This window comes from Neoroseomonas marina (assembly GCF_012927745.1).
Lineage (GTDB): Bacteria > Pseudomonadota > Alphaproteobacteria > Acetobacterales > Acetobacteraceae > Neoroseomonas > Neoroseomonas marina.
This window is the reverse complement of sequence record NZ_JABBKX010000002.1, coordinates 94,354-118,478: the sequence shown is the minus strand read 5'-3', so window position 1 is coordinate 118,478 and position 24,125 is coordinate 94,354. Positions and strand designations below refer to the sequence as shown.

25 protein-coding genes are annotated in these 24,125 nt (G+C 71.7%); 2 read left to right on the top strand and 23 right to left on the bottom strand.

What is annotated here, in order from left to right; translation table 11 throughout:
- Nucleotides 1-13: 13 nt before the first annotated feature.
- Nucleotides 14-766 (bottom strand): SDR family NAD(P)-dependent oxidoreductase, encoded by a 753-nt coding sequence (locus tag GWK16_RS05770; protein WP_170053011.1) that lies wholly within the window; start codon nt 764-766, stop codon nt 14-16.
- A 115-nt stretch (nt 767-881) separates the two neighbouring features.
- On the opposite strand from GWK16_RS05770, the gene GWK16_RS05765 reads away from it, so the two are divergent.
- Complete coding sequence (locus GWK16_RS05765) at nt 882-1,655, top strand: MBL fold metallo-hydrolase (RefSeq protein ID WP_170053010.1); 774 nt, start codon at nt 882-884, stop codon at nt 1,653-1,655.
- A 14-nt stretch (nt 1,656-1,669) separates the two neighbouring features.
- Nucleotides 1,670-2,452 carry a class II aldolase/adducin family protein gene (locus tag GWK16_RS05760; RefSeq protein WP_170053009.1) on the top strand — a complete coding sequence of 261 codons (783 nt, stop codon included), beginning with the start codon at nt 1,670-1,672 and terminating at the stop codon, nt 2,450-2,452.
- 3 nt (nt 2,453-2,455) lie between these two features.
- On the opposite strand, the gene GWK16_RS05755 is transcribed toward GWK16_RS05760, so the two are convergent.
- From GWK16_RS05755 to GWK16_RS05650, 22 genes are all read right to left on the bottom strand, one after another.
- Nucleotides 2,456-3,166 carry an ABC transporter ATP-binding protein gene (locus GWK16_RS05755; protein WP_170053008.1) on the bottom strand — a complete coding sequence of 237 codons (711 nt, stop codon included), beginning with the start codon at nt 3,164-3,166 and terminating at the stop codon, nt 2,456-2,458.
- Nucleotides 3,163-3,924 carry an ABC transporter ATP-binding protein gene (locus GWK16_RS05750; protein WP_170053007.1) on the bottom strand — a complete coding sequence of 254 codons (762 nt, stop codon included), beginning with the start codon at nt 3,922-3,924 and terminating at the stop codon, nt 3,163-3,165. Before GWK16_RS05750 ends, GWK16_RS05755 begins: the two co-directional genes overlap by 4 nt.
- Nucleotides 3,921-4,811, bottom strand: a complete 891-nt coding sequence (locus tag GWK16_RS05745; RefSeq protein WP_170053006.1) for a branched-chain amino acid ABC transporter permease — start codon at nt 4,809-4,811, stop codon at nt 3,921-3,923. The genes GWK16_RS05750 and GWK16_RS05745 overlap by 4 nt, the downstream gene beginning before the upstream one ends.
- Nucleotides 4,811-5,671, bottom strand: coding sequence for an ABC transporter permease subunit (locus tag GWK16_RS05740; protein WP_170053005.1), 861 nt, complete (start codon nt 5,669-5,671; stop codon nt 4,811-4,813). Before GWK16_RS05740 ends, GWK16_RS05745 begins: the two co-directional genes overlap by 1 nt.
- Before the next feature lie 4 nt (nt 5,672-5,675).
- Nucleotides 5,676-6,887 (bottom strand): ABC transporter substrate-binding protein, encoded by a 1,212-nt coding sequence (locus tag GWK16_RS05735; protein ID WP_170053004.1) that lies wholly within the window; start codon nt 6,885-6,887, stop codon nt 5,676-5,678.
- Nucleotides 6,888-6,912: 25 nt separating this feature from the next.
- Entirely contained in the window at nt 6,913-8,151 is a 1,239-nt protein-coding gene (locus tag GWK16_RS05730; RefSeq protein WP_170053003.1) for a metal-dependent hydrolase family protein, read from the bottom strand.
- 33 nt (nt 8,152-8,184) lie between these two features.
- Complete coding sequence (locus GWK16_RS05725) at nt 8,185-8,700, bottom strand: GAF domain-containing protein (RefSeq protein ID WP_170053002.1); 516 nt, start codon at nt 8,698-8,700, stop codon at nt 8,185-8,187.
- Nucleotides 8,697-9,593 carry a branched-chain amino acid ABC transporter permease gene (locus GWK16_RS05720; RefSeq protein WP_170053001.1) on the bottom strand — a complete coding sequence of 299 codons (897 nt, stop codon included), beginning with the start codon at nt 9,591-9,593 and terminating at the stop codon, nt 8,697-8,699. The genes GWK16_RS05725 and GWK16_RS05720 overlap by 4 nt, the downstream gene beginning before the upstream one ends.
- Nucleotides 9,593-10,459, bottom strand: coding sequence for a branched-chain amino acid ABC transporter permease (locus GWK16_RS05715; protein WP_170053000.1), 867 nt, complete (start codon nt 10,457-10,459; stop codon nt 9,593-9,595). Before GWK16_RS05715 ends, GWK16_RS05720 begins: the two co-directional genes overlap by 1 nt.
- Nucleotides 10,459-11,646: an ABC transporter substrate-binding protein gene (locus tag GWK16_RS05710; RefSeq protein ID WP_170052999.1), complete on the bottom strand. Its 1,188-nt coding sequence runs from the start codon at nt 11,644-11,646 to the stop codon at nt 10,459-10,461. The genes GWK16_RS05715 and GWK16_RS05710 overlap by 1 nt, the downstream gene beginning before the upstream one ends.
- Complete coding sequence (locus GWK16_RS05705; protein WP_170052998.1) at nt 11,643-12,401, bottom strand: ABC transporter ATP-binding protein; 759 nt, start codon at nt 12,399-12,401, stop codon at nt 11,643-11,645. Before GWK16_RS05705 ends, GWK16_RS05710 begins: the two co-directional genes overlap by 4 nt.
- Entirely contained in the window at nt 12,398-13,165 is a 768-nt protein-coding gene (locus GWK16_RS05700) for an ABC transporter ATP-binding protein (RefSeq protein ID WP_170052997.1), read from the bottom strand. The genes GWK16_RS05705 and GWK16_RS05700 overlap by 4 nt, the downstream gene beginning before the upstream one ends.
- 76 nt (nt 13,166-13,241) lie before the next feature.
- Nucleotides 13,242-14,120: an N-formylglutamate amidohydrolase gene (locus GWK16_RS05695; RefSeq protein WP_211187156.1), complete on the bottom strand. Its 879-nt coding sequence runs from the start codon at nt 14,118-14,120 to the stop codon at nt 13,242-13,244.
- Nucleotides 14,120-15,292 (bottom strand): mandelate racemase/muconate lactonizing enzyme family protein, encoded by a 1,173-nt coding sequence (locus GWK16_RS05690; protein ID WP_170052996.1) that lies wholly within the window; start codon nt 15,290-15,292, stop codon nt 14,120-14,122. Before GWK16_RS05690 ends, GWK16_RS05695 begins: the two co-directional genes overlap by 1 nt.
- Entirely contained in the window at nt 15,289-16,407 is a 1,119-nt protein-coding gene (locus GWK16_RS05685; protein WP_170052995.1) for an NAD(P)/FAD-dependent oxidoreductase, read from the bottom strand. Before GWK16_RS05685 ends, GWK16_RS05690 begins: the two co-directional genes overlap by 4 nt.
- The gene (locus GWK16_RS05680) at nt 16,404-17,786 is read right to left on the bottom strand and encodes an FAD-dependent oxidoreductase (RefSeq protein WP_170052994.1); all 1,383 of its coding nucleotides are present in this window, start codon (nt 17,784-17,786) and stop codon (nt 16,404-16,406) included. The genes GWK16_RS05685 and GWK16_RS05680 overlap by 4 nt, the downstream gene beginning before the upstream one ends.
- Nucleotides 17,783-18,058 carry a 2Fe-2S iron-sulfur cluster-binding protein gene (locus GWK16_RS05675; protein WP_170052993.1) on the bottom strand — a complete coding sequence of 92 codons (276 nt, stop codon included), beginning with the start codon at nt 18,056-18,058 and terminating at the stop codon, nt 17,783-17,785. Before GWK16_RS05675 ends, GWK16_RS05680 begins: the two co-directional genes overlap by 4 nt.
- A complete protein-coding gene (locus GWK16_RS05670; RefSeq protein ID WP_170052992.1) occupies nt 18,055-18,750 on the bottom strand; it encodes an SDR family NAD(P)-dependent oxidoreductase in 696 nt (231 codons plus the stop codon). The genes GWK16_RS05675 and GWK16_RS05670 overlap by 4 nt, the downstream gene beginning before the upstream one ends.
- 22 nt (nt 18,751-18,772) lie before the next feature.
- On the bottom strand, nt 18,773-19,759 hold the full coding sequence (locus GWK16_RS05665; protein WP_170052991.1) for an ABC transporter ATP-binding protein: 987 nt from the start codon (nt 19,757-19,759) through the stop codon (nt 18,773-18,775).
- The gene (locus tag GWK16_RS05660; RefSeq protein WP_170052990.1) at nt 19,756-21,609 is read right to left on the bottom strand and encodes a dipeptide/oligopeptide/nickel ABC transporter permease/ATP-binding protein; all 1,854 of its coding nucleotides are present in this window, start codon (nt 21,607-21,609) and stop codon (nt 19,756-19,758) included. Before GWK16_RS05660 ends, GWK16_RS05665 begins: the two co-directional genes overlap by 4 nt.
- Nucleotides 21,609-22,562, bottom strand: a complete 954-nt coding sequence (locus GWK16_RS05655; RefSeq protein WP_170052989.1) for an ABC transporter permease — start codon at nt 22,560-22,562, stop codon at nt 21,609-21,611. Before GWK16_RS05655 ends, GWK16_RS05660 begins: the two co-directional genes overlap by 1 nt.
- Nucleotides 22,563-22,566: 4 nt before the next feature.
- Entirely contained in the window at nt 22,567-24,096 is a 1,530-nt protein-coding gene (locus GWK16_RS05650; protein WP_170052988.1) for an ABC transporter substrate-binding protein, read from the bottom strand.
- Nucleotides 24,097-24,125: the final 29 nt, after the last annotated feature.

The following is a 24,125-nucleotide window of genomic DNA, read 5'->3' as shown; positions in this document are numbered from 1 at the left end:
GCGGGACCTGGTGTCAGTGGAACACGCGGCCGGCGTCGATGACGATGGTCTGGCCGGTCATCGTCCCGGTGCGGCACATGGTGATGACCATGTCGGCGCAATCGTCCTTGTCGGCCGCCTTCCGCAACAGGGAGGTGGCGGCGGACCGCTCGACCTGTTCGGGGCGGAGGTTCGCGGTGGCGCGCGTGCCCTCGAGCAGGCCGGGGGCGACGCAGTTCACCAGGACCTCGGGGGCGAGCGCGACGGCCATGCACTTGGTCAGGTGGATCAGCCCGGCCTTGGAGACGGCATACGCGATGGAGGATCCGGTCGGGCCGAGGCCGGCGACCGAGGCGATGTTCACGATCCGCCCGCGCCCCTGCGCCTTCATCACCGGCGCGACCGCCTTGGTCAGGCGCATCGGGCCGGTGAGGTTCACGGCCATGATCTTCTCCCACACCTCCTCGGTCAGGTCGTCGAGGTCGTTGAAGGGGATCGACTTGTTGTAGGCGGCGTCGTTCACGAGGATGTCGAGGCGGCCGAAGGATGTCGTCACGGCATCGACCAGCGCGGCCACCGCCGCGCCGTCGGTGATGTCGCAGCCGAAGGCCTGGGCACGGACGCCATGCGTCGCGGCGAGATCGCGCGCCACCGCCTCGGCCGGGTCGCGGCTCTGCGCGTACATCACGGCGATGTGGGCGCCTTCGCGCGCGAGGGCGTGGCAGATGCGCTGGCCGAGGCCGCCATTGCCGCCCGTGACGAGGGCCACTGCGCCCTTGAGGTTCATGGATACGTCCTCCGTTCTCGGCGCCAGCCTGTCCTGTCGGCGCGGCGCGGTCCAGGGGGCGGGCTGGCCGGGCGGCGCGCGCGGTTCTACGCTTCGCTTCAGGGAGAAGATGTCCATGAAATGGAGCGGCGGCGGCTGGGACCTCGAGGTCCTGGTCAACGGCTATCCGGGCAAGGTGGTGCCGCATGGCGGGCTCGGCTGGAGCACGGTGGTGCTGCTGCGCGGGCACGGGCGCATCGTGGTGCTCGACGGCGGCGGCTACGGGCTGCGCAAGCCGCTCGCCGCGGCGCTGAAGGAGCGCGGCATCCGGCCCGGCGATGTGACCGACCTGCTGCTGAGCCACGCGCATCACGATCACTGCGTGAACTGGCCGATGTTCCGCGAGGCGCGGATCGCGATCGGGCGGAAGGAGCTCGCCTGGGCGCGCGGCGTCGCCTGGGGCGAGACCTCGGTGCCGGAGCATGCGGTCGAGGCGCTGGCGCACTGGCCGACGCTGCACCTGATCGACGAGGGGGAGGAGGTGCTGCCCGGCATCGTGGCGCGGCTCGCGCCCGGGCATACGCCGGGGCACCTGATCTTCCTCATCGCCGGCGACGGGCAGGACTGCGTGCTGCTGCAGGATGCGGTGAAGAACCGCGTCGAGCTGACCACGCGGCAGACCGACATGACCTACGACCCGGCGGTGAGCCGCGCGACGATCGACATGGTGTGGGAGATCTGCCGGTCGCGGCCGGGCTGCCTGCTGATCCCCGGGCACGACCTGCCGATGGTGATGGAGAACGGTGTGCCGCGGCCGATCGGGCAACACAGGGCGGCGATCCGCGCCTGGTTCGGGGAGACGCTCGACGACATCGCGAGCATCGACCTGGCCCCGGGGCCGACGGTCTGAGGAAGGAGGGCAGGATGACGAAGGTGCAGGCGCTCGAGATCGCGCCGATCCAGGGGTCGGTCAGCGAGGCGGAGTGGCAGGCGCGCGTGGACCTCGCGGCCTGCTACCGGCTGTGCGACCGCTACGGCATGTCGGACATGATCTACACTCACATCACGGCGCGCGTGCCGGATGCGCCGGGGCAGTTCCTGATCAATCCGAACGGCATGCTGTTCAGCGAGATCACGGCGTCCTCGCTGCTGAAGGTGAACACGGAAGGCGAGATCCTGTATCGCCCCGACCTGCCCTATGGGCTGCATCCGGCGGGCTTCACCATCCATTCCGCGATCTATCGCGCGCGGCCCGACGTGGGCGCGGCGATGCACACGCACACCATCGCCGGGATGGCGGTCAGCGCGCTGAAATGCGGGCTGCTGCCGCTGACGCAGACGGCGACGCGCTTCTATGGCCGCATCGCGTACCACGATTTCCGCGGGCCGGAGCGCGACCCGTCGGAGCGCGAGGCGCTGGCGAAGTCGCTGGGCTCGCTGAACTACTGCATCCTGCGCAACCACGGCCTGCTCACGGTGGGCGAGAGCGTGGCGGAGGCCTTCATCGCGATGTGGGGGCTGGAGCGCGCCTGCCAGGCGCAGCTGCAGGCGATGGCCTGCAACACCGAACTCGAGATGCCGAGCCCGGAGGTGGTGGAGAAGTCCTGCGCCATGTACGCGCCGGGCAATTCGCGGAAGTACGGGCTGCTGGAATGGCCGGGCCTGCTGCGGCAGCTCGACCGGACGGATCCCGGCTTCCGGGACTGAGCGCTACGCGCCGCCGGCCCGGCCGAGATAGAGGGCGGCGGCGCGTTCATCCGCGAGCAGGCCGGCGGCGGCGCCGAGCATCGCGACCTTGCCGCCGTCCAGGATGCAGCCGCGGTCGGAGACCGAGAGCGCCTGGCGCGCGCGTTGTTCCACCATCAGCACCGAGACGCCGAGCGCGGGCAGGGCGCGGATGCGCTCGAAGGAGTCCGCGACGCGCGCGGGGGCGAGGGCGGCGGTGGGTTCGTCGAGGATCATCAGGCGCGGCCGGGCCATGAGCGCGCGGGCGAAGGCGAGCTGCTGGCGCTCGCCGCCCGAAAGGCTGCCGGCGCGGGCGCGGCGGCGTTCGGACAGCGCGGGGAAGGCGTCCAGCAGTTCGGCGATGCGGGCCTTGGCGTCGCGCACGCCCTGCACGACCTGCAGATTCTCGAGCACCGAAAGCGAGGCGAAGACGTTGCCGACCTGCGGGACATAGGCGATGCCGAGGGCGAGACGGCGTTCGACGGGCTCGGCCAGGATGTCGGTGCCGTCGAGCGCGATGCGGCCCGATGCGCGCGGCAGCAGGCCCATCACGGCCTTGGCCAGCGTCGACTTGCCGGCGCCGTTGGTGCCGGCGACGGTGAGGATCTCACCCTGTTCCACCGTCAGGTCGATGCCGTTGAGGATGTCGGTCTCGCCATAGCCGCCGGTGAGCTGCGCGATCTCGAGCAGGCTCATGCCGGCGCACCCCCGAGATAGGCCTCGCGCACCGCCGCGTCGGCGAGGACCGCCTGCGGCGTGCCGGTGGCCAGCACGCGGCCGCGGTCCATCACCACCAGGCGCGGCACGAGGCGCGAGAGGGCGTCGAGATCGTGCTCGATGACGAGGAAGCCGATGCCGCGGCCGTTGAGGTCGCGGATGCGCGCCATGATCTCCTCGATCAGCACCGGGTTCACGCCGGCGAAGGGCTCGTCGAGCAGGATCAGGCGCGGCTTGGCCATCAGCGCGCGGCCGAGCTCCACCAGCTTCTTCTGGCCGCCGGACAGGCGGCCCGCGGGCGTGTCGGCGACGCGGGCGAGGCGGAGGAAGTCGATGGTGGCGTCGGCCTCGGCGCGGATCGCGTCTTCCTCGGCGCGCACGCGGCCGGGGCGGAGGAAGAGACCGAGCAGGCCCTCGCCCGACTGGCCGGGGGCGGCGGCCATCAGGTTCTCGCGCACCGTCAGGTGGTGGAATTCGCGCGGGACCTGGAAGGTGCGGATCATGCCGGCGCGGGCGCGCGCGGCGGGGCCGAGGCGATCGAGCGGCGTGCCGTCCAGCGCGACGCTGCCGGCATCGGCGGCGATGAAGCCCGACACGACCGAGAAGAGCGTCGACTTGCCCGCGCCGTTCGGGCCGATGATGCCGAGCAGGCCGGAGCTCTCCATCTCGAAGGAGACGCCATCAAGGGCGCGGAAGCCGCCCCAGGCCTTGGTGATGTCGCGGACGACGAGGCTCATCGGCGGGTGTAGTCCCCGACCAGGCCCTGCGGGCGGAACAGGGTGAAGAGGATCAGCGCGAGGCCGACGGCGCCGAAGCGCAGGCTCGCCATGGCGACGCCGGAGATGGCGTCGGGGGCGATGTCGCGCAGGAAGCGCGTGCCCTCGAGGAACAGCATCAGCAGGAGCGCGCCGACCACGGCACCCGAGACGCGCCCGACGCCGCCCATGATCATCGCCATCCAGACATAGAAGGTGACGAGCGGGATGAACTGGTCCGGCGAGAGATAGGTGATGTAGTGCGCGTAGAAGGCCCCCGCGATGCCGGCGAGCGCCGCGCCGAGGGCGAGCACCTGGATCTTGAAGCGCGCGGGATCCTTGCCGAGCGCCTTCAGCGCCTCCTCATTGTCGCGGATCGCCTCGATGACGCGGCCGAAGGGGGAGCGGGTGATGCGGCGGAGCGCCAGCGCGGCGGCGACGCAGACCAGGGTGATGGCGGCGAGCGTCGCGAGCGCGCCGGGCAGGCCGACGCCGAGGCCGGCGAAGGTGCGGGGGATGCCGGGAATGCCCTGCACGCCGTTGGTGAGCCATTTCTCCGAGGTGATGGCGAGGCGCACCGTCTCGCCGAAGCCAAGCGTCACCACGGCGAAGTAGTCGTCGCGCAGGCGCAGCGCGACGAGGCCGATGGGCCAGGCGGCCAGCGCCGCGAGCAGCGCGGCGAAGGCGAAGGAGGCAACCAGCGGCACGCCCTGCATGGACACGATCGCCGAGGCATAGGCGCCGATGGCGAAGAAGCCGACATGGCCGAAATTCACCAGGCCCGTCAGCCCGTATTGCAGCGTGAGGCCGAGGGTCAGCAGGACGTAGATGGCGCCGACGATGGCGATGGCGACGATGTAGGCTTCCATCAGCGCACGCCCTCGACCCGGCCGAGCAGGCCGCGCGGGCGGACCAGCAGCACCGCCAGCATCACCACGAAAGCGAGCGCGATCTTGTAGGTGAAGCCGACATAGGGGGTGGAGACCTCCTGCGCGATGCCGAGCAGCAGGCCCGCGAGCACGGCGCCGGCAGGCGAGCCGATGCCGCCGAGAATCGCGGCCGCGAAGGCGGTCAGCAGGCCTTCCCAGCCCATCTCGGGCGAGACGACCGTCTTCACGCCGAGCATCAGCCCCGCGATCCCTGCCGCGGCGCCGGCGAGCAGCCAGAGCGCAACCATGACGCGCAGCGGCCGGATGCCCGAGACGCGCGCGAGGTCCGGGTCGTCCGCCACGGCCCGCATCTGCCGCCCGATCGAGGTCAGGTGCAGCACGCCGAAGGCCGCGGCCAGCGCGCAGGCCGCGACGGCGGCAAGCGTCAGGTCCATCGGCGGGATGCGCAGGCCCATGAATTCGATGGGCCAGGCGAGCGGCACCTGGAAGACCTGCTGCTGGTGGCCGAAGATCAGGCCGAGCACGGCGCGGATGACGAAGGCGACGCCGATCGCCGCGACCAGCAGCGAGGCCACGGGCCGTCGCGCCAGCGGGCGGAACACCAGCAGGTAGCCGAGCAGCGACACCGCCCCCGACGCTGCGACCGCGGCCCCGCCGGCGAGGGCGAGCGAGCCGCTCGCCTGGTGCGCCAGCAGGCCGGCATAGGCCCCGGCCGTCATGGTGTCGCCCGCCGCCGCGTTGGGGAAGCGGGCGATGCCGAAGACCAGCGTCACCGCCAGGGCGGCGAGGCCGATGATCAGCCCATGGACGATGCCGGCGACGAGGAGCGCGCCGAACACCGTTTCAGATCTTCACGACGTAGCGCCGGTTGAACTGGCCGTTCTCGATGAAGAAGACGCCGAAATCGGGCGTGACGTCGCCGAACTCGTCGAAGTCGAGGACGGAGGAGGCGCCTTCGTAGTTGATCTTGCGCCCCGCCGCGATCGCGGCCTTGCCGGCGGCGAAGGCGGAGACGGCCTCGCCCGGCGGGTTCGCGACCCGGCGGATGGCGGCGTTGATGGCCGCCGTCTCGAAGGACTTCGCCTGCTCGATCGCGAGCGCCAGGGTGTTCGCCATGTCCCAGGTCATCGCCGCATAGACGTTCGACGCCCCGGGCTGGTTCATGGCGCGGCGATAGGCGGCGTCGTAGGCGGTGAAGGCCTCGGCGCCCTCGTTCGAGACGGAATCGACCGCGATGATGCCGTTCGTCACCGCCGGGCCGAGCGCCTGCACGAGCTGCGGGTTCGCCGCCCAGGCCGGGATGATCCACTTCACCGGCGTGCCGGTCTGGAACCATTCGCGCAGGATGATGGTGGTGTCGGGCAGGAAGGAGCCCATGACGATCACGTCGGGCCGCGTGCTCAGCACGCGCAGCAGCTCGGCGCGGTAGGAGGGTTGGTTCGGCTCGTAGACGACGTGCTCGCCGTTCTGGTTGCCCTTGGCGGCCCAGGCGCGGCGGAAGCCGTCGGTGTTGCCGATGCCCGAGGCGTTGTTGAAGGCCATGGTCGCGGGGCGGCGGAAGCCCTCGCGCACCGCGATCTCGGCGAAGGCGCGGCCGAAGCGGTCGTTCGTCGCCTGGTAGCGGTAGCCGAGATTCTTCGCGTTCGCCGGGGGCGTCGACAGCGCCGGCGCGCCCGAGGTGTGCATCAGGAGGATGTCGGCCTCGTTGGTCAGCGGGATGACCGCGAGCGAGACGCCCGAGGACCAGGTGCCGAGGATGGCGCGCACGCGATTCACCTCGATCAGCTTCTTGGCCGCGAGCACGGCGGCCTGCGGGCTGGTCTGGGTGTCCTCGGCGAAGACCTCGATGCGGCGGCCGTTGACGCCGCCGGCCGAGTTGATGGCCTCGACCGCCGCCTGGATCATGCGCTGCATGCCGGTGCCGTAGGGCGAGCCGGCGCCGGTGATCGGGTTCAGCGCGCCGATGCGGAAGGTCTCGGCCTGGGCGCGCACCACGTACGGCACGGCAAGCGTGCCGGCTGCGGCGCCGAGCACGAGGCGGCGGGTGAGGCTCATCGGTTCGGTCTCCCTGTTGGACGGTTCAGGCCGCCAGCTGGTCCTTCACGAAGCGGCCGCCGAGCATGATGGCGGAGAGGTGCTGCCCCTGGCGGGTCAGCAGCGAGAGATCCTTCAGCGGGTCGCCTTCGACCACGATCAGGTCGGCATGGGCGCCCGGGGCGACGCAGCCGATCCTGCCTTCGGACATCAGCAGCTTCGCCGCGTTGATGGTGGCGCTGCGGATCACCTCGATGGCGGGCAGGATCTCGCCGCGGATGACGAATTCCTCCGACTGGTGGCGGTGCATGTCGCCGAGCAGGTCGGTGCCGAAGGCCATGGTCAGGCCGGCCTCGCGCATGATCTCGATGGAGCGCAGGCCGGCGAGGCGGACGTCGTCGATCTTCGCGACCGATTCCGCCGGCAGGCCGAGCGTCGCACCTTCGTCCTTCAGCGCCTGGTAGGTGACGAGGGTCGGGCAGGCGATGGCGCCGGACTTGGCGGCGAAGCGCGCGGTGTCGGCCTGGATCAGGTTGCAATGCTCGAGGCTGCGGACGCCGCAATCGACGGCGCGGTGGATGGCGCTGTCGGTGTAGAGGTGGGCGGCGACGTAGGTGCCGGCGTTCTCGGCTTCCTCGACGGCGGCCAGCACCTCCTCGCGCGAGAAGCCGACGAAGGCGATGGGGTCGGTCGGCGAGGCGACGCCGCCATTGGCCATGATCTTGATGTAGTCGGCGCCGGCCTTGATCTCCTCGCGGCAGGCGCGGCGGACATCGGCGACGCCGTCGACCAGGCGGCCGAGGCTGCCGAGGCGCGCGGCGAAGAAGGCGGTGTCGCGCGTGTCGTGGCGGCCGCGGAAGTCGCAATGCCCGCCGGTCTGGGACAGCGCCTTGCCGGAGATGTTGAGCCGCGGCCCGTCGAAATGCCCTTCGTCGCGCGCCATGCGCAGGCCGTGGGTGCAGCCGCCGAGGTCGCGCACGGTGGTGAAGCCGCGCATCAGCATGCCGTGCATGATCTTCGCTGCGCGGAAGGCGACGACGGCGTCGGGCAGCATGGCGTTGAGGCCGAGATTCACCACGCCCGCGACGACATGCACATGCGCGTCGATCAGCCCGGGCATCAGGGTGCGGCCCTTGAGGTCGATGCGGCGGGCCGCGGCGGCGGCGATCGGCTTGTCGCTGACGTCCTTGATCGTGCCGGATTCGACCAGCACATGGCCGGGGACCGCGCCCTCGGCGGTACCGTCCAGGATGGCGGCGTTCTCGAACAGGACGGCGTCGGTCATGCGTCGGATCTCTCTGCGCGGAAGGCGGGAAAACTAGTCCCGGGTGGTGGCGGCGGCCAGAGTGGCGGCGCGGCGGAGCGCGCCGGGGAGGAAGCCGCCGATCACCTCGGCGGTGGCGACGTCCCGATCCGTGTAGGAATCGGCGGCGTCGAGGATATTGAGCGTGCCGACCACCTCGCCGCCCTCCCGCACCGGGATGTTGATGCAGGCGGCGCAGCCGAGGCGCGCGATCAGTTCGTGGTCGTAGAAGGCCCAGCGGATGTCGTCCATGCCGTTGCCGAGCCAGGTGCGGCCCTGCTTCAGCACCACGTCGCCCCAGGGCGTCGGGCCCATGTGCTTGCGCCCGGTCAGGGGATAGGCGACGGGGTCGGAGGAATGGATGCGCTCGACCTCCGCGCCGCCGGGGACGACGAAGAGGATGGTGAAGAGGCGGTGGCCGAGCAGGGCTGCGTTGGCGACCTCGGCGGCGCGGAAGACGGCGCGGGGGTCGGCTTCGGAGGCGGCGGCGCGGGCGAGGGCGATCAGGGCCGGCGGCAAGTCGGTCGTCATGCGGGCGCCTTCTGGTTGCGTTCGGGGAAGAGGCCGCGCGGCCTCAGGCGAAGAAGCAGGATCAGCACCACGCCGACCGAGGCCTCGCGCAGCGCGGCGGCCTGGACGGCGGAGACGCCGGGAAGGATCTCGGCGGCGAAGCGCGTGGCCTCGAGGAAGGCGATCAGCAGATAGGCGCCGATGGCCGCGCCCGTGGGCCGCCCGTTGCCGCCCGCGGTGACGGCGAGGAACACGTAGATGGTGATGAGCGGCTGGAAGATCTCGGGCGCGATGTAGGAGGTGTAGTGGCCGTAGAGCGCGCCCGCGAGGGCGGCGATGGCCGCGGCGATCGCGAAGGCCTCGGCCTTCAGGCGCGTCACGCGCTTGCCGGCGACGGCGGCGACGATCTGGTCTTCCCGCACCGCGCGCAGCGCGCGGCCCCAGGGCGAGGCGACGAGGCGGCGCAGGGCGAACCAGACGAGGCCGAGGATCGCCGTGACGATGCCGAGGGCGGCGAGATGGAAGCCCTGGCCCCAGTCGCGCGGCAGGCCGGCGGGGATGCCCGAGATGCCGTCGGTGCCGCCGGTCAGCCAGATCTCGTTCGAGGCGACGACGCGCACCGCTTCCGCGAAGCCGAGGGTGACGATGGCGAGGTAGTCGTCGCGCAATCGCAGCGTCGAGACGCAGACGACGAAGCCCGCGACGGCACCGGCGAGCATCGCCGCCAGCAGCCCGACCGGCACTGGCGCCCCACCCCATTTCGTCAGCGTCGCGGAGGCATAGGCGCCGATGGCGAAGAAGCCGGCCAGGCCAAGGTTCACGAGGCCCGTCACGCCCCAGGCGAGGCAGAGACTCTGCGCCAGAAGGGCGTAGATGCCGGCCACCACGAGCAGGAAGACGACGTAGGAGACCATCAGGAGGCCCGCGCGCCGAAGAGGCCCGCCGGGCGTAGCGTCAGCACCGCGAGGATGACGACGAAGCCGACCACCAGGCGGTAGGCGGGGTTGAAGGCGAGGACGGCGAGCTCCTCGGCGACGCCGATGGCGATGGCCCCGGCGACGGCGCCGGGGATGGAGCCCAGCCCGCCCAGGACGGCGGCGGCGAAGATCGACAGGATGAGCCGGTTGCCCACCAGCGGATCGACCGAGGTGTCGAGGCCGATCAACATGCCGCCCATGCCCGCGAGCCCGGCGCCGACCGCGACCGTCACCGCCGCGACGCGGACCGGATCGACGCCGCGCAGCAGCGCGAGGTCGCGGTTGTCGGCCACCGCCCGCATCGCGCGCCCGGTGCGGCTGTAGCGCAGGAAGGCCCAGAGCAGTGCCATGGCGGCCAGCGCCAGGGCGAAGTTCTGCACCTGCTGCGGGCCGACGCGGAATTCGCCGAAGCGCCAGTCTCGCAGCAGCGGCAGGTCATAGCCGCGCAGGTCGTTGCCGAAGGTGAAGCGCAACGCGTTCTCGAGCACCAGGCCCGCGGCGAGGGAGGCGATCGCCATCATCAGCGCGCCCGCGGATTCGAGCGGCTTCACCGCCACCCATTGCACCGCGAGCCCGGCGACCGCCGTCGCGGCGAAGGCGAGGGCCAGCGCCGCGACCATCGGCAGGCCGAGCGCGGTGTTGCCGGCCCAGCCTGCATAGGCGCCGACCGTCGCCAGCGCGCCGATGGCGAAGTTGGGATAGTTCAGCACCGCGAAGATCGCCGTGAAGCCGAGCGCCGGCACCGCGAGGATGGTGCCGGCGATCACGCCGTTGATCAGCGCCTGGAGGAGCGCCTCGATCATCAGGCGATGCGGATCAGGACCTGCCGTCCGCCCCGCACCTGCTCGTAGCGGAACTTGCAGTCCGTGATGTCGCCGGCATCGGTGAAGTCGCAGGGGCCCGAGGCGCCGTCGTAGTCCACCTTCCGCCCCGCCGCGATGGCGCGCAGCCCGTCCACCGCGTTGTCGACGCGATCCCCGCCGCCCTGGCTGACCTTGCGGATGTTGTCGCGGATGCCCTGGCCCGTGGCGTCGTTGCCGACCGCCATCGCCATCAGGACCAGGTTGATCTGGTCGTAGATCTGGCAGGTGTAGGGGTCGGGGTTGTCGGTGCCGGCGATGCGCTTCACGCGGTCGAAGGCGCTGGTGCCTTCGGCGGGCGACGGCGCCAGGGTGTGGATGCCCTCGGTCACGTCGTTCGGCAGGGAGGAGATCATCTGCTGGTTCACCGAATAGGCGTAGGCCAGCAGCTTGCCGCGGAAGCCGGCGCGGAAGATGTCCCGCAGCAGCACCGTCGTGTCGGGGGTGTAGCCGCCGAGCACGATGATGTCCGGCCGCGCGCGCAGCACCTGGTCGACCTCGGTGCGCAGGGAGGGCTTGGTGGCGTCGTAGATCAGCAGGTCGATCGATCCGCCGGCGGCTTCGATCGGCGGCTTCATGTTGGTCACCTGCGACTGGGTGAAGGGCGTCTGCGGCGCCATGAAGACGGCCTTGCGGGCGCCGAGTTCGACCACGTACTCGCCGAACTTGCGGCCCTGCAGCGTGGTGTTGGGCTGGGTGCGGATCAGCCAGCCATTGTGCGGCAAGGCGGTGATGGAATCGGCGCCGGACACGGTGGCGAGGAAGGTCCTGCTTTCCCAGCACAGCGGCGCGACGGCGGTCGTCACGGCCGAGGCCCAGGTGCCCATGATGGTGGCGACGCGATCGACGTCGATCAGCTTGCGGGCGGCGCGCACGCCGGCTTCGGGGTTGGTCTGGTCATCCTCGCTGACCAGCTGGACCTGCCGGCCGCGTACGCCGCCGGCGGCGTTGACCTCGTTCACGACCGCGCGGACGCCGTTCGCCATCACCGGGCCGTAGGGGCCGCCTGCGCCCGTCAGCGGCGTCAGGGTGCCGAGGCGGATCGGGCCTTCCTGGGCACGGACCAGGCCCGGGGCGGCCAGCAGCGAGGCGCCGGCGATCAACGCCGTGCGGCGGGTCGTGATGATCATGGGGATGTCTCCCTTGCGGTCCCTGTGGCGTCCATCCTGCCCTCGCCGCGGCCGCCAAGGAACAGGCGGCGTATCGCGGGGTCCCGCGCCAGGGCGGGGGCCGGGCCTTCATGCGCGTTCCGGCCGTCCACCAGCACCAGGGCGCGGTCGGAGATCTCCATGGCCTGCAGCGCGTTCTGCTCGACCATCAGCACCGCGACGCCCGATGCCGCGGTGGCACGCACCAGGCCGAACAGGTCGGTCGCGGCCTTGGGGGAGAGGCCGGCGGTGGGTTCGTCGAGCAGCAGGACGCGCGGCTCACTCATCAGCGCCTGGCCCATGGCGAGGATCTGGCGCTGGCCGCCGGACATGGTGCGGGCGAGCTGGCGGCGGCGCTCGGCCAGCAGCGGGAAGCGGTCCATCACCGCGGCCATGCGCGACCGCGCGCGGCGCGCGTCGAGGAAGCAGCCCATGGCGAGGTTCTCCTCGACCGTCAGGGTGCCGAAGACGTTGCGTTCCTGGGGGACGAGGACCATCCCGGCCTCGAGCACCGCGCGGGGCGGCAGGCCGGTGACGTCGCGCCCGTCCAGCGCGACGCGGCCGCCGCGCGGGCGCAGCAGGCCGGTCAGCAGCTTCAGGACGGTCGACTTGCCGGCGCCGTTGGGGCCGATGACGCAGACCAGCTCGCCGGGGGCGACGGCGAGCGAGACGCCCTTCACGACGTGGTCCGCCGCGGCATAGCCGCCGAGGAGACCCTCGACCGTGAGCGCGGTCATCGGGCGCCCCCGAGATAGGCGTCCTGCACCGCCGCGTTGTCGCGGACCTGGGCGAAGGAGCCTTCGGCCAGCGTGCGGCCGGCGGCCATGACGACGACGTGGTCGGAGATGCGCTCGATCAGCGCCATGTCGTGCTCGACGAGGAGGATGGTGCGGCCTTCGGCGACGATGGCGCGCAGCAGGTCGCCGATCTCCTCGGCGAGCGTCGGGTTCACGCCGGCGGCGGGTTCGTCGAGCAGCATCAGGCGCGGTTCGGCCATCAGGGTGCGGCCGATCTCGAGCAGCTTCTTCTGGCCGCCGGACAGCGCGGTTACCTGGTTGTCGATGACATGGGACAGCTTCAGGCGGCGCGCGACGGCCAGCGCCTGTTCGGCCAGCGCCTGTTCGCGGCGGCGCGCGGCGGCGGTGCCCAGCAGCGCGGCGGTCCAGTTCTCGCCGGGCTGGTCCTGGCCGTAGAGCATCAGATGCTCGAAGACCGAGAGCTTGGGGAAGCCGCGGGCGATCTGGAAGGAACGGACCATGCCGCGGGCGGTGATCTGCTCGGGCTTGAGGCCGAGGATCTCCTCCCCTTCCAGCCGGACGCTGCCGGCGTGTGGGCGAACGAGGCCCGAGACGGCGTTGAACAGCGTGGTCTTGCCCGCGCCGTTCGGGCCGATCAGCGCGGTGATGCGTCCCGGGGCGACGGCGAAGGTCACGCCGTCCAGGGCGGCCAGGCCGCCGAAGGACAGGCGCAGCCCGTCGACCTCCATCAGTCCCTGGTGCATAGCCCCCGCCAGCCCCATCCGCCCGAGGCCGCCATGGCGACGGATTCGGGCGGAGATGGCAAGGGCTGACGCGCGGTCAGGCGGGGGATTTCGTCCGGGCGTAGGCGGCGAGCTGCCGGGCGAGCTCGGCCAGGTGGCCGCGGACGCGGGCGAGGCCGTCGCTGCGGGTCCGCGCGGCTTCATCCATGTAGAGGCCGCGGTTCATCTCGATCTGCAGGCTGTGGATGCCGTTGGCCGGATCGCCATGCTTGCGAACGCATTCGGCGCCGATGAAGTGCTTGTTGTGGGTGACGTTGTAGCCGAAGCCCTTGAGGACCGAGGCGACGAGGTCGCGCACCTCGGCGCTGCAGGTGGTGCCGTGGCGGTCGCCGAGGTCGAAGTCCGACCGGCGCTGGCCGGCATCGGCCTGGCCGGCGGCGGCGATGGCGGGCATGGAATGGCAGCTCATGTGCAGCGCGATGCCGTGGCGTTCGCGGAAGCCTTGCAGGATGCGGCCGAGCTCGCGGTGGTAGGGCCAGTAGTAGTCGTCGAGGCGCGCGCGGACGTCGGCGACCGGCAGCCTGCCGGGATACAGCCGCGTGGTGCCGGCGCAGACCATCGGGATCAGGCCGATGCCCATCTTGGTCTTCTCGCCCGGCTTCAGCGGCTCGGGCCACTCGCCCTCGAGCGCATCGGGGTCGATGTCGAGCTCGTTGCGGTTGGGATCGATGAAGACGTTGGGGAAGCAGGCGTAGAGCCAGGTCGCGCCGGCATCGACCACGCCGGCATAGGCTTCCTCGACATACATCGAGATGGAACGCTGCACGTCGGCGAAGGGGGCGGTCGGGCGGAAGGACCGTGGGTATTCGGCGCCGCTGCGCGGGATGTCGAAGATGACGGGGACGGCGTCGCCTGCGGGATCGCGGCGGAGGAAGACGCCGGGGCGGACATGCATCGGCAGGGCGGTATCGGTCATCAGAGGTCCCCGAGGGAGATGTCGGCGCGCAGGAAGGGGGCGACGCGGTCCTCGACCAGGTCGACGCCGAGTCCGGGGCGCTGCGGGATGGCGACGCGGCCGTTGCGCACCTGCGGTTCGAGCGGCGCGTCGACCAGGTCGAAATGCTCCGGCACGCGGAAGGGGTAGAGTTCCTGGATCAGGAAGTTCGGGATGCAGGCATCGAGCTGCAGCGCCGCGGCGGTCGCGACCGGGCCGGCGCAGAGATGCGGCTGGACGCGCATGTTGTACATCTCGGCGATGGCCGCGATCTTCTTGGTCTCCATCATGCCGCCGACGATGCCGATGTCGGGCTGGACGATGGCGACCGCGCGCAGCTCGAACAGGCGGCGGAAGCCGTAGCGGGTGTAGAGACGCTCGCCCGCCGCGATGGGGATGCGCAGCCCATCGGCGACTGACTTGATGCCTTCGGGATCGAAGGGATCGACGGGTTCCTCGAAGAAGGTGAGGTCGAACTCCTCGAGCCGGCGGCCGAGGCGGAGGATGGCGTCGGTCGTGAGTTCCGCGCTCATGTCGACCATGAGCTCGACCTTGGGGCCGACGGCGTCGCGCACGGCCTTCACGCGGGCGACGGCCAGGTCCTCGAAGTCACGGTCGAATTCGCGGCGGGAGACATGGGCGAAGATGCCGTTCGGGTGGTTCCGGATCGGTGTCGCGAGCGGGTAGAATTTCAGCGCGTCATAGCCGGCCTTGAGCGGCATCTCGGTCGCGCGCGCCGTCTCCTCGGGCGTGACGGCGCGGAAGGACCAGCCATTGGCGTAGCAGCGGACATCGTGGCGGTAGGCGCCGCCGAGCAGCTGGTAGACCGGCACGCCGAGGGCGCGGCCCTTGATGTCCCACAGCGCGGTCTCGATGGCGCTGATCGCGGCGTAGATGATCGGCCCGCCGCCCTTGGCCCAGAAAGTGTGGTCGTAGAGGTCGGACCAGATCGGCTCGACGTCGTGCGCGTTCCGCCCTAGCACGATCCTGCGCAGCATCTCCTCGATGACCGCGACGGCGCCGGTCGCGCCGATGCCGTAGGCGAGCGCGGCCTCGCCCAGGCCCTGGGTGCCGTCGTCGGTCCACAGGCGGAGGATGAGCGGGCGGCGGCCGTCGATCTCGCAGAGATAGATCTGCGCGCGGGTGATCTTCATGCGGCGGTGGTCCCGAAACGGTCGATGCGGAAGGCCTCGAGCGGGATGTCGGTGCGGCCGTCGAGCACGAGCTCGGTCATGATCGCGCCGATCGCCGGGCCGAGCTGGAAGCCGTGGCCGGAGAAGCCGAAGGCGTGGAAGAGGCCGGGCGTGGTGCGGCTCGGCCCGATCACCGGGATGCGGTCGGGCATGCGGCCGTCGATGCCGGACCAGGAGCGGATGACCTGCGCGCCGGCGATGGCGGGCACGAGTTCGACCGCCAGTTCCATGGCCCGCACCGACACGTCCGGCAGCGGGCGGGACCAGGGCACCGAGGGGTCGGATTCGCCGTGCCCGCCGCCGAGGATGACGTTCCCGCGCGGAATCTGGCGCAGATAGACATTGCCGCCGACGACGCCGAGGTTGGGCTCGATGAAGTAGCGGATCGGCTCGGTCACCAGCATGTTGGGGTTGAGCGGTTCGATCGGCACGGGCTCGCCGAAGGCTTCGGCGACCTTGCCGCCCCAGAAGCCCGCCATGTTGAGCAGGATGGGCGCGGTGAACTCCTCGCCCGCCGAGGTGCGCAGGTGGAAGCGCGTGCCGTCATGGGCGTGGGCGACGACCTCGGCGTGTTCGCGGATGTCGGCACCGGCGGCGCGCGCGGCGTTGGCGAGCGCGGGGGAGAGCAGGCGCGGATTGGCCGCACCATCCTCCGGCGCGAAGGATCCGGCGACGACCTTGGGGCCGAGCCAGGGATACTCCTGGTGGATCGAATTACGGCCGACCAGGCGCAGCGGCAGGTCGTATTGCTTCGCGACGTCGAGATAGGCGACGAGGTCCGCCTCCTCCTCGTCGTTGCGGGCGAGCTTCAGGTGGCCGGTGACGGTGAATTCCGCGTCCGTGCCCGCGATGTCCTTCAGCCGTCCCCAGAGCTCGCGCGAGCGCTTCGCGATGGGCAGTTCCGCGGGGTTGCGGCCCTGCTGGCGCACGCCGCCGTAGTTCACGCCGGAGGCCTGGCTGCCGACCAGGCCGCGTTCGAGGAGGATGACGTGCACGCCGCGCTGCGCGAGATGCAGCGCCGCCGAGCAGCCGGCCCCGCCGCCGCCCTGGATCAGCACATCGCAATCGGTCGTCATGGCGCGCTCACCGGGGCAGGAATGGGGATCGGCTTGACCGGGGGTTGTCCGCGCAGGCGCCCGATCGCGGCCACGTCGCAACCGAGTTCGGCGGCCAGCACCTCGGCCGCCGCGGCGCCGCAGACGCGGCCCTGGCAGCGGCCCATGCCGACGCGGGTGAAGGACTTCGCGCGGTTCACCTCGGTGGCGGGGCCGGTGGCGGCTTCCGCGCGCGCGGCGGCACGGAGTTCGCCGGCGCGCAGGCCTTCGCAGCGGCAGAGCAGCGTGTCGTCGGCGATGCTGCGCGCGAGATGCGTGGGGAAGGGGAAGGCGCGTTCCAGCGCGGCGCGGAAACGCGCCTGGGAAGCGAGGCGGCGGTCGAGCGTGACGGTCTCGATGGGGTCGATGCGATGACCCGCATCGGCCAGCAGCGTCAGCGCGGCGCGGGCGCCGGCGATCTCCGCGACCTCGGCGCCGCCGATGCCTGCGCCGTCGCCAGCGAGGTAGATGCCGGCGACCGGCGTGCGGCCGGCCTCGTCGCGCACCGGCACCCAGTTCGCCTGCACGGGGTCGTGGCGGAACGGCACGCGGGCGAGGTCGGCGAGTTGCGCTTCGGGCTTCAGGCCCCAGCCGATGCCGGCGGCGTCGCACTCAGCGCGGTGTTCGCGTCCTGCCGCGTCGCGCCAGGCGATGGCGGTGACGCCGTTGTCGTCGCCGTCGATGGCGATCGGCGTGACGCCCTCGGCGATGTGGATGCCGCGGCGCCGCAGCCAGGCGGTGTAGTAGAGGCCCTTGGCGAAGGTCATGCCGCCGAGCATCAACCCGGGTGCGGCGCGCAACTTCGTCGCGAAGGAGGTGGTGTCGAGCACCGCGACAACCTCAGCACCCGCCTTCGCATACTGGTGGGCGACGAGCCAGAGCAGCGGCCCGGTGCCGAGGAAGGCGACGCGCCGCCCGATGCCGCAGCCCTGCGTCTTGAGCGCGATCTGCGCGGCGCCCAGCGTCGTCACACCCGGCCGCGTCCAGCCCGGCACCGGGATGACGCGATCCATCGCGCCGGTGCAGAGGATGGCGGCGTCGTAGGCGACCTCGGCCTGGCGACCGCGCGAGAGGGTGTTCAGCGTCCGCGCCTCGGGGCGGATGTGCCAGACCAGCGTCTCGGGTCGCCAATCCACCTTCGGCTTCAGCGCGTCGAGCGTTTCGTGCACCGATGTCGCGCGCTTCGCCTCGAAGCCGTAGAGCGTGCGCGCATCGCGCGCTAGCCCCGCGGGCGGGCGCTGGTAGATGCGGCCGCCGCCATCGGGGGCCTCGTCGATCCAGACAGGCGAGATCCCCGCCGCGACCAACCGTTCCACGGCGCGCACCCCGGCGGGGCCGGCGCCGACCACCGCGACCTTCATCCGCGCCGGACCTCCATGCCTTGGGCAGCGAGCGTCGCGCAGGCGCGCACCCGGCCCATGCCCTCGACCACCACCCAGCAATCCTGGCAGGCACCCATCAGGCAGAAGCCCGCGCGGGGGCCGTCGCCGAATTCGCTTTCCCGCAGATGGCCGGCGCCGGCGGCGAGCAGCGCCGTCAGCAGCGTGTCGCCCTGCTGGGCCTCGATCGGCTGCCCCTCGAGCGTCAGCGTGATGCGGGGGCGGGACGCATCGCGCAGGCGGACGAGTTTCACAGCGTGTCCTCGTGCCGGCAGTTCACCAGCAGTTCCGCGACGGTCGCGGTGTTGGGCAGCCGCAGCACCGCCTCGATCAGCGCGGCGACATCCTCGGGGCGCGACATGGAATCGCGGGTGACCTTGGTGACGTGGGCCGTCATGTCGGTGTCGACGAAGCCGGGGCAGACGGCGGTCGCGCGGATGCCGTGCTCCCAGCCCTGGCGGCGCACTTCCTGGGTCAGTGCCATGACCGCGAACTTGCTCATCGCGTAGCCGAGATTCTCGTTGCGCACGCGCTTGCCGGACAGCGAGGAGATGTTCACCACGCGCCCTTCGTCCGCGGCGACGAGGTGCGGCCAGGCGGCGCGGATGACGCGCATCGGGCCCTTGGCGTTGACCGTCCACATGGCGTCGAAATTCGTCTCGTCGGTGTCGAGCATTCGCGCCTTCGGGTTGATGCCCGCGGCGTTGACCAGCGCGTCGATGCGACCGTGCTGCGCGATGGTGGCGGCGACCCAGGATTCCGCGCTGGCGGGATCGGTGGCTTCGAAGCGATGGCCGGTCAGGGCGGGATGGGCGGGCAGGCGCGACGGGTCGCGCACGCCGGCGCTGACCGTGTAGCCGGCGGCGAGCAGGCGTTCCGTCACCGCGCGCCCGATGCCGCGCGCTGCACCCGAGATCATGGCCACCCGGCCCTTCGGGTCCATCATCGGGCGTCCTCCTGTCGTTCGTTCATGGAAGCTCGGCGGCGCGGTGGCAGGCGATGCGGCGCGCGCCGGCGCCGGGCAGGGGTTCGAGGGTCGGCACCGCCTCGGCGCACCGGGGCTGGGCGAAGGCGCAGCGCGTGCGGAAGACGCAGCCGGAAGGCGGGCGGGCGATGCTCGGGACCTCGCCGGCGAGCGGGGCGGCGGCCGCGCCGCGATGGCGGAGCGAGGGCGTCGCGGCGAGCAAGGCGCGCGTGTAGGGGTGCGCGGGGGCGCGGAAGATCTCCGCGGCGCTGCCTTCCTCCATGACGCGGCCGAGATACATCACCACCACGCGGTCGCAGAGGTGCCGCACGACGTGGAGGTCGTGGCTGATGAACATCAGCGCGAGGCCGAGTTCCGCCCGCAGATCGGCGAGCAGGTTCACCACCTGCGCCTGGATCGAGACGTCGAGTGCCGAGACCGGTTCGTCCGCGACGATGAAGTCGGGCTGCGTCGACAACGCGCGCGCGACGGCGATGCGCTGGCGCTGCCCACCGGAGAATTCATGCGGCAGGCGCTTCGCATGGTCGGGATCGAGGCCAACCTGGCGCAGCAGCGCGGCGACGCGATCGGCGGCCTCGGTGCCGGTCGCGAGGCCGTGGATCACCATGCCGTCGGCGATCTGCGCGCCGACCGTGCGGCGCGGATCGAGGCTGCCATACGGGTCCTGGAAGACCAGCTGCATCCGCCGGCGCAGCGCGCGCAGCCTGGCGGCGGGAAGGGTCGCGAGGTCCTCGCCCTCGAACAGCACGCGGCCATCCGTGAGGGGCAGCAGGCGCAGCATCACGCGGCCGAGGGTGCTCTTGCCGCAGCCGGATTCACCGACGACGCCGACGGCCTCGCCACGATTCACCGCGATGTCGATACCGCGCAGCGCCAGCATCGGCGTGCCGCGCGAGAACAACCCGCCGCGGCGATGGAAGGCGCGGGTGATGCCCTCGCCGCGGACCAGGGCGTCCTGCGGCGCGTTCATGCGACCTCCTCCCAGCGGAGGCAGCGGGAGGACCGGCCGGGTGCGACCTCGCTCAGCGCCGGCGCCGTGGCGCGGCAGGCGTCGGCGGCGAGAGTGCAGCGGGGGGCGAAGCGGCAGCCGGCCGGCATGGCCCAGGGCTGCGGCACGGCGCCGGGAATGGCGGTGAGGCGTTCGGCATCGCCTTCCGGCATGGAGGCGATGAGGGCCGCCGTGTAGGGGTGGCGCGGGGCGGCGAAGACGTCCGCGACGGGGCCTTCCTCGACCACCTCGCCGGCGTACATCACCAGCACGCGGTCGGCGATCTCGCCCACCACGGCGAGGTTGTGGGTGACGAAGGCCATGCCCATGCCGCCCTCGGCGCACTTGAGCTCGGCCAGCAGGGCGAGGATCTGCGCCTGCACCGTCACGTCGAGGGCGGTGGTCGGCTCGTCGGCGAGCAGCAGGCGCGGGCCGTTGGCGATGGCGGCGGCGATCATCACGCGCTGGCGCTGCCCGCCGGAGATCTCGTGCGGATAGGCGTCGGCGGCGCGTTCGGGGTCGGGCAGGCCGACCTGGCGGAGCAGGCCGACGACGCGGTCCCGCACGCCGTCGCGCACGCCATGGGCGCGCAGCGTCTCGGCCAGCTGGGAGCCGATGCGCAGCAGTGGGTTCAGGCTGCTGGACGGATCCTGGAAGATCATCGCGAGGTCGCGGCCGCGCAGGGCGCGCATCTCGGCTTCCGGCAGGCGCAGCAGGTCGCGTACGCGGCCGTCGCGGGCGGTGAAGAGGATGCTGCCGGCGACAGGCTTCACCGCGGCGGGGAGCAGGCCCATCACCGCGAGGCCGGTCAGCGTCTTGCCGGACCCGCTTTCGCCGACGATGGCGAGGGTCTCGCCGGGGGCGAGGGTGAAGCCGACGTCGCGCACCACCTCGATCGGGCCCTGGGGACCGGGGACGGAGAGGGTGAGGCCGTCCACCGTCAGCAGGCCGGGCGCCTGGCGGGGTTCGGGCGCCGGCGGCAGGGCGACGAGGCGGCCGAGGAAGCCCGGCCGGCCCGCGGCCTTGCCACGCGGGTCCAGCGCATCCCGCAGCCGATCGCAGAGCAGGTTCAGCAGCAGCACCGTGCCGGTCAGTGCGAGGCAGGGCCAGAAGAGCAGGAGCGGCGCCTGTTCCATGCTCGCCCGCGCGCCGCGGATCATCAGGCCCCAGGAGGGCGACGGCGGCACGACGCCGAGGCCGAGGAAGGACAGGCCGCTTTCCAGCACCATCGCCGCGGCGACGGTGAGGGAGAACTGCACGATCAGCGGCGGCGCGATGTTCGGCAGCAGGGTGAGGAACAGGATGCGCCGCGTCCGCGCCCCGAGCGCCTGCTGCGCCGTGACGTAGTCCAGGGCGCGGGCGGAGAGCGTTTCGGCGTAGGCCACGCGGGCGAAGCCGGGGGCGAAGAGGATGGCGAGCGAAAAGACCAGCGTCCCGGCGCCGGGGCCGAGCAGCGTGACGACCAGAAGGGCGAGCAGCAGCGGCGGGAAGCAGAGCACGATCTCCGCGACGCGCACCGTGACCAGTTCCACCAGGCCGCGGAAATAGCCGCCGAGGATGCCGAGCAGCGTGCCGACGACCGCGGCGAGGGCCGCCGCGAGGGCGGCGACGGTCAGCGAGACGCGCGCGCCCCAGATGATGCGCGACAGCACGTCGCGCCCGTATTCGTCCTGCCCGAGCCAATGCGCCGCGGAGGGGCCGGCCAGGCGGTTCGCCACGTCCTGCCGGACCGGATCGGCGAGCGGCAGGATGGGCGCGGCGAGTGCGACCAGCACGACCAGCAGGACGAGGGCGCCCGGTATCACGAGTGCCCGGATGGGGGACCGCCGCATCAGCCGTGCCTGACCCGCGGGTCGATCACCGCGTAGAGCAGGTCGACGAGGAAGTTCAGCAGCACGAAGAGCGTCGAGATGACGAGGACGATGCCCAGCACCTCGGGGTAGTCGCGCGCCTCGACGGCGCGGACCAGGTAGCCGGAGAGGCCGGGCCAGTTGAAGACGAACTCGACCAGCACGGTGCCGCCGAGCAGCGAGCCGAGATGCAGCGCCACCACCGTGACGACGGGCGTCAGCGCATTGCGCAGCACGTGGCGGCGGATGATGGCGGCCGGCGCCAGGCCGCGCGCCTGGGCGGCGCGGACATGCTCGCGTTCCAGCACTTCCAGCACGGAGGAGCGCATGACGCGGAAGACCACGGCGCCGAGGCCGACCGCGATGGTCGCCGCCGGCATCATCAGCAGGGCGAGATGCCGGCCCGGGTCACGCGCCAGCGGCACGTAGCCGCCGGCGGAGACCAGCTTCAACTGCTGGGCCAGCACCAGCACCGCGAGGGTGCCGACGACGAAGACCGGCACCGAGAGCGCGAAGCCCGCCCAGGCCGACAGGATCCGGTCCAGCGCGCCGCCGGCCCGCATCGCCGCGGCGATGCCGAGCGGCACGCCGAAGATCACCGCGAGCAGACCCGCCATGCCGACCAGTTCGAGCGTGCGCGGCAGGCGCAGCGCGATCTCCTCGGCGATCGGATGTTCGTCCTGCAGGGAGAGCCCGAAATCGCCGCGCAGCAGGCCGCCCATGTAGGTCAGGTACTGGGCCCAGAGCGGCTCGTTGAGGCCGAGCCGCTCGCGCAGCTCCTCCACCGCCGCCGGGTCCGGCGCGATGCCGCCCTGGGAGAGCAGCAGTTCCGCCGGATCGCCGGGGATGAGGTGGATCACCAGGAAGACCAGCGAAGCCACCACCCAGACGAGCCCGAGCGAGACCAGCAGCCGGCGTGCGGCGAAGGCGAGCATCGGATCAGGCGACGTCGGTCGTCTCGAAGGTCAGGCCCGAATAGAAGGTCAGGGCGCCCGGCAGGTTGGTGAAGCCGGTGACCTGGCGACGCATGGCGTAGCCCTGGCTGCGCCAGGTGAGGCCGACCATGGGCGCCTGCTCGATCGCGATGCGCTCCATCTCGCGATAGATATCGCGGCGCTTGGCCTGGTCGAATTCGGCACGGCCGGCCGCGAGCAGTTCGGTGATGCGGTCGATCCTGAGGCCGAAGGAGCGCACGTAGGAGGGCGCGAGCGAACCGTCGATGAAGTTCGCGATGCCGTCCGGGTCGTTGGAATCGGCGGCCGTGCCCATCACCGCGAGGTCGTACTGGCCGCGGTTGCCGATCGCGACGCGCGTTGCCCAGTCGGGCAGGTTGAGCTCGGCGCGGATGCCGACGGCGGCCAGGTGCTGCTGCACCACCTCGGCGGTGTCCTTGTGCATGCCGTACTGGGCGGTCGAGAGCAGGGAGCAGGAGATGCCGCCGGCGTGCCCGGCCTCCGCGAGGAGGCGCTTGGACAGGTCGGGGTCGTACTTCCAGCCTTCCTTGAACTCGGCGTTGTAGAAGAGGCTCGATTCCGCGACGGGCAACTGCATGAGCGCGGAGCCGCGGCCGAAGAAGGCGGCGCGCACGAGTTCGTCGCGCTTGATGGCGTGGGCCACGGCGCGGCGGACGCGGGGGTCGTTGAACGGCGCGCGGGTGCCGTTGAACACCAGGAACATGAAGGCGCCGTCGACGGTGTCGAGCTTCAGCGCCGGGTCGGCGGTGATGGCGTCCATCGACTGCCAGGGCACGTATTCGATCAGGTCGACATCGCCCGAACGCAGCGCGGCGACGCGCAGGTTCTCATCCGCATAGGCGACGGCGCGGATGCGCTTCAGCTTCGGCAGGCCGGGGCGGAAGAAGCCGGCGAAGGGCTCGAGCTCGAGCGAGACGCCGCGTTCCTGCGCCTTGATGATGAAGGGGCCGGCGCCGACGAAGCTGCCGCGCGGCGAATTCCGCGAGATGATCGGCAGGTGGTAGGACGCCATCATGATCGGCAGCGTCGCCACGGGGGCCTTGAGGAAGATGCGGATGGTGCGGTCGTCGGGCGTCTCGATGCGCTCGACGCCCTGCATCTCGGCGCGGAAATAGGCGGTGGAGCGCTCGGCAGCGATCTGTTCGATCGTCCACTTCACGTCGGCGGCCGTCACCTTCTCCCCGTTCTGGAAGCGGGCGTCGCGCAGCTTGAACTCCCATCCCTGGGTGCCGATCGGCTGCCAGGATTCCGCGAGCTCGCCGCGCAGCGCGCCGTCGGGACCGTAGGAGGTCAGGCCGCGATAGATCATCAGCTTGACCGTCGCGGCGGCGGTGCCGGTGTTCGCCCAGGGCTGGATGCTGGGCGGGAAGGAGGAGAGGCCGAAGGTCAGCTCGCCCGGCGTGCCGGCGCGGGCGCCGGGGACACGCAGGAACGGCAGCATCGCGGCGGCGGCGGAACCGGCCAGCACGGCGCGGCGGGAGGCGGTCGGACGCATGCGGGACTCTCCTTGCTTCTTGCCCAGAC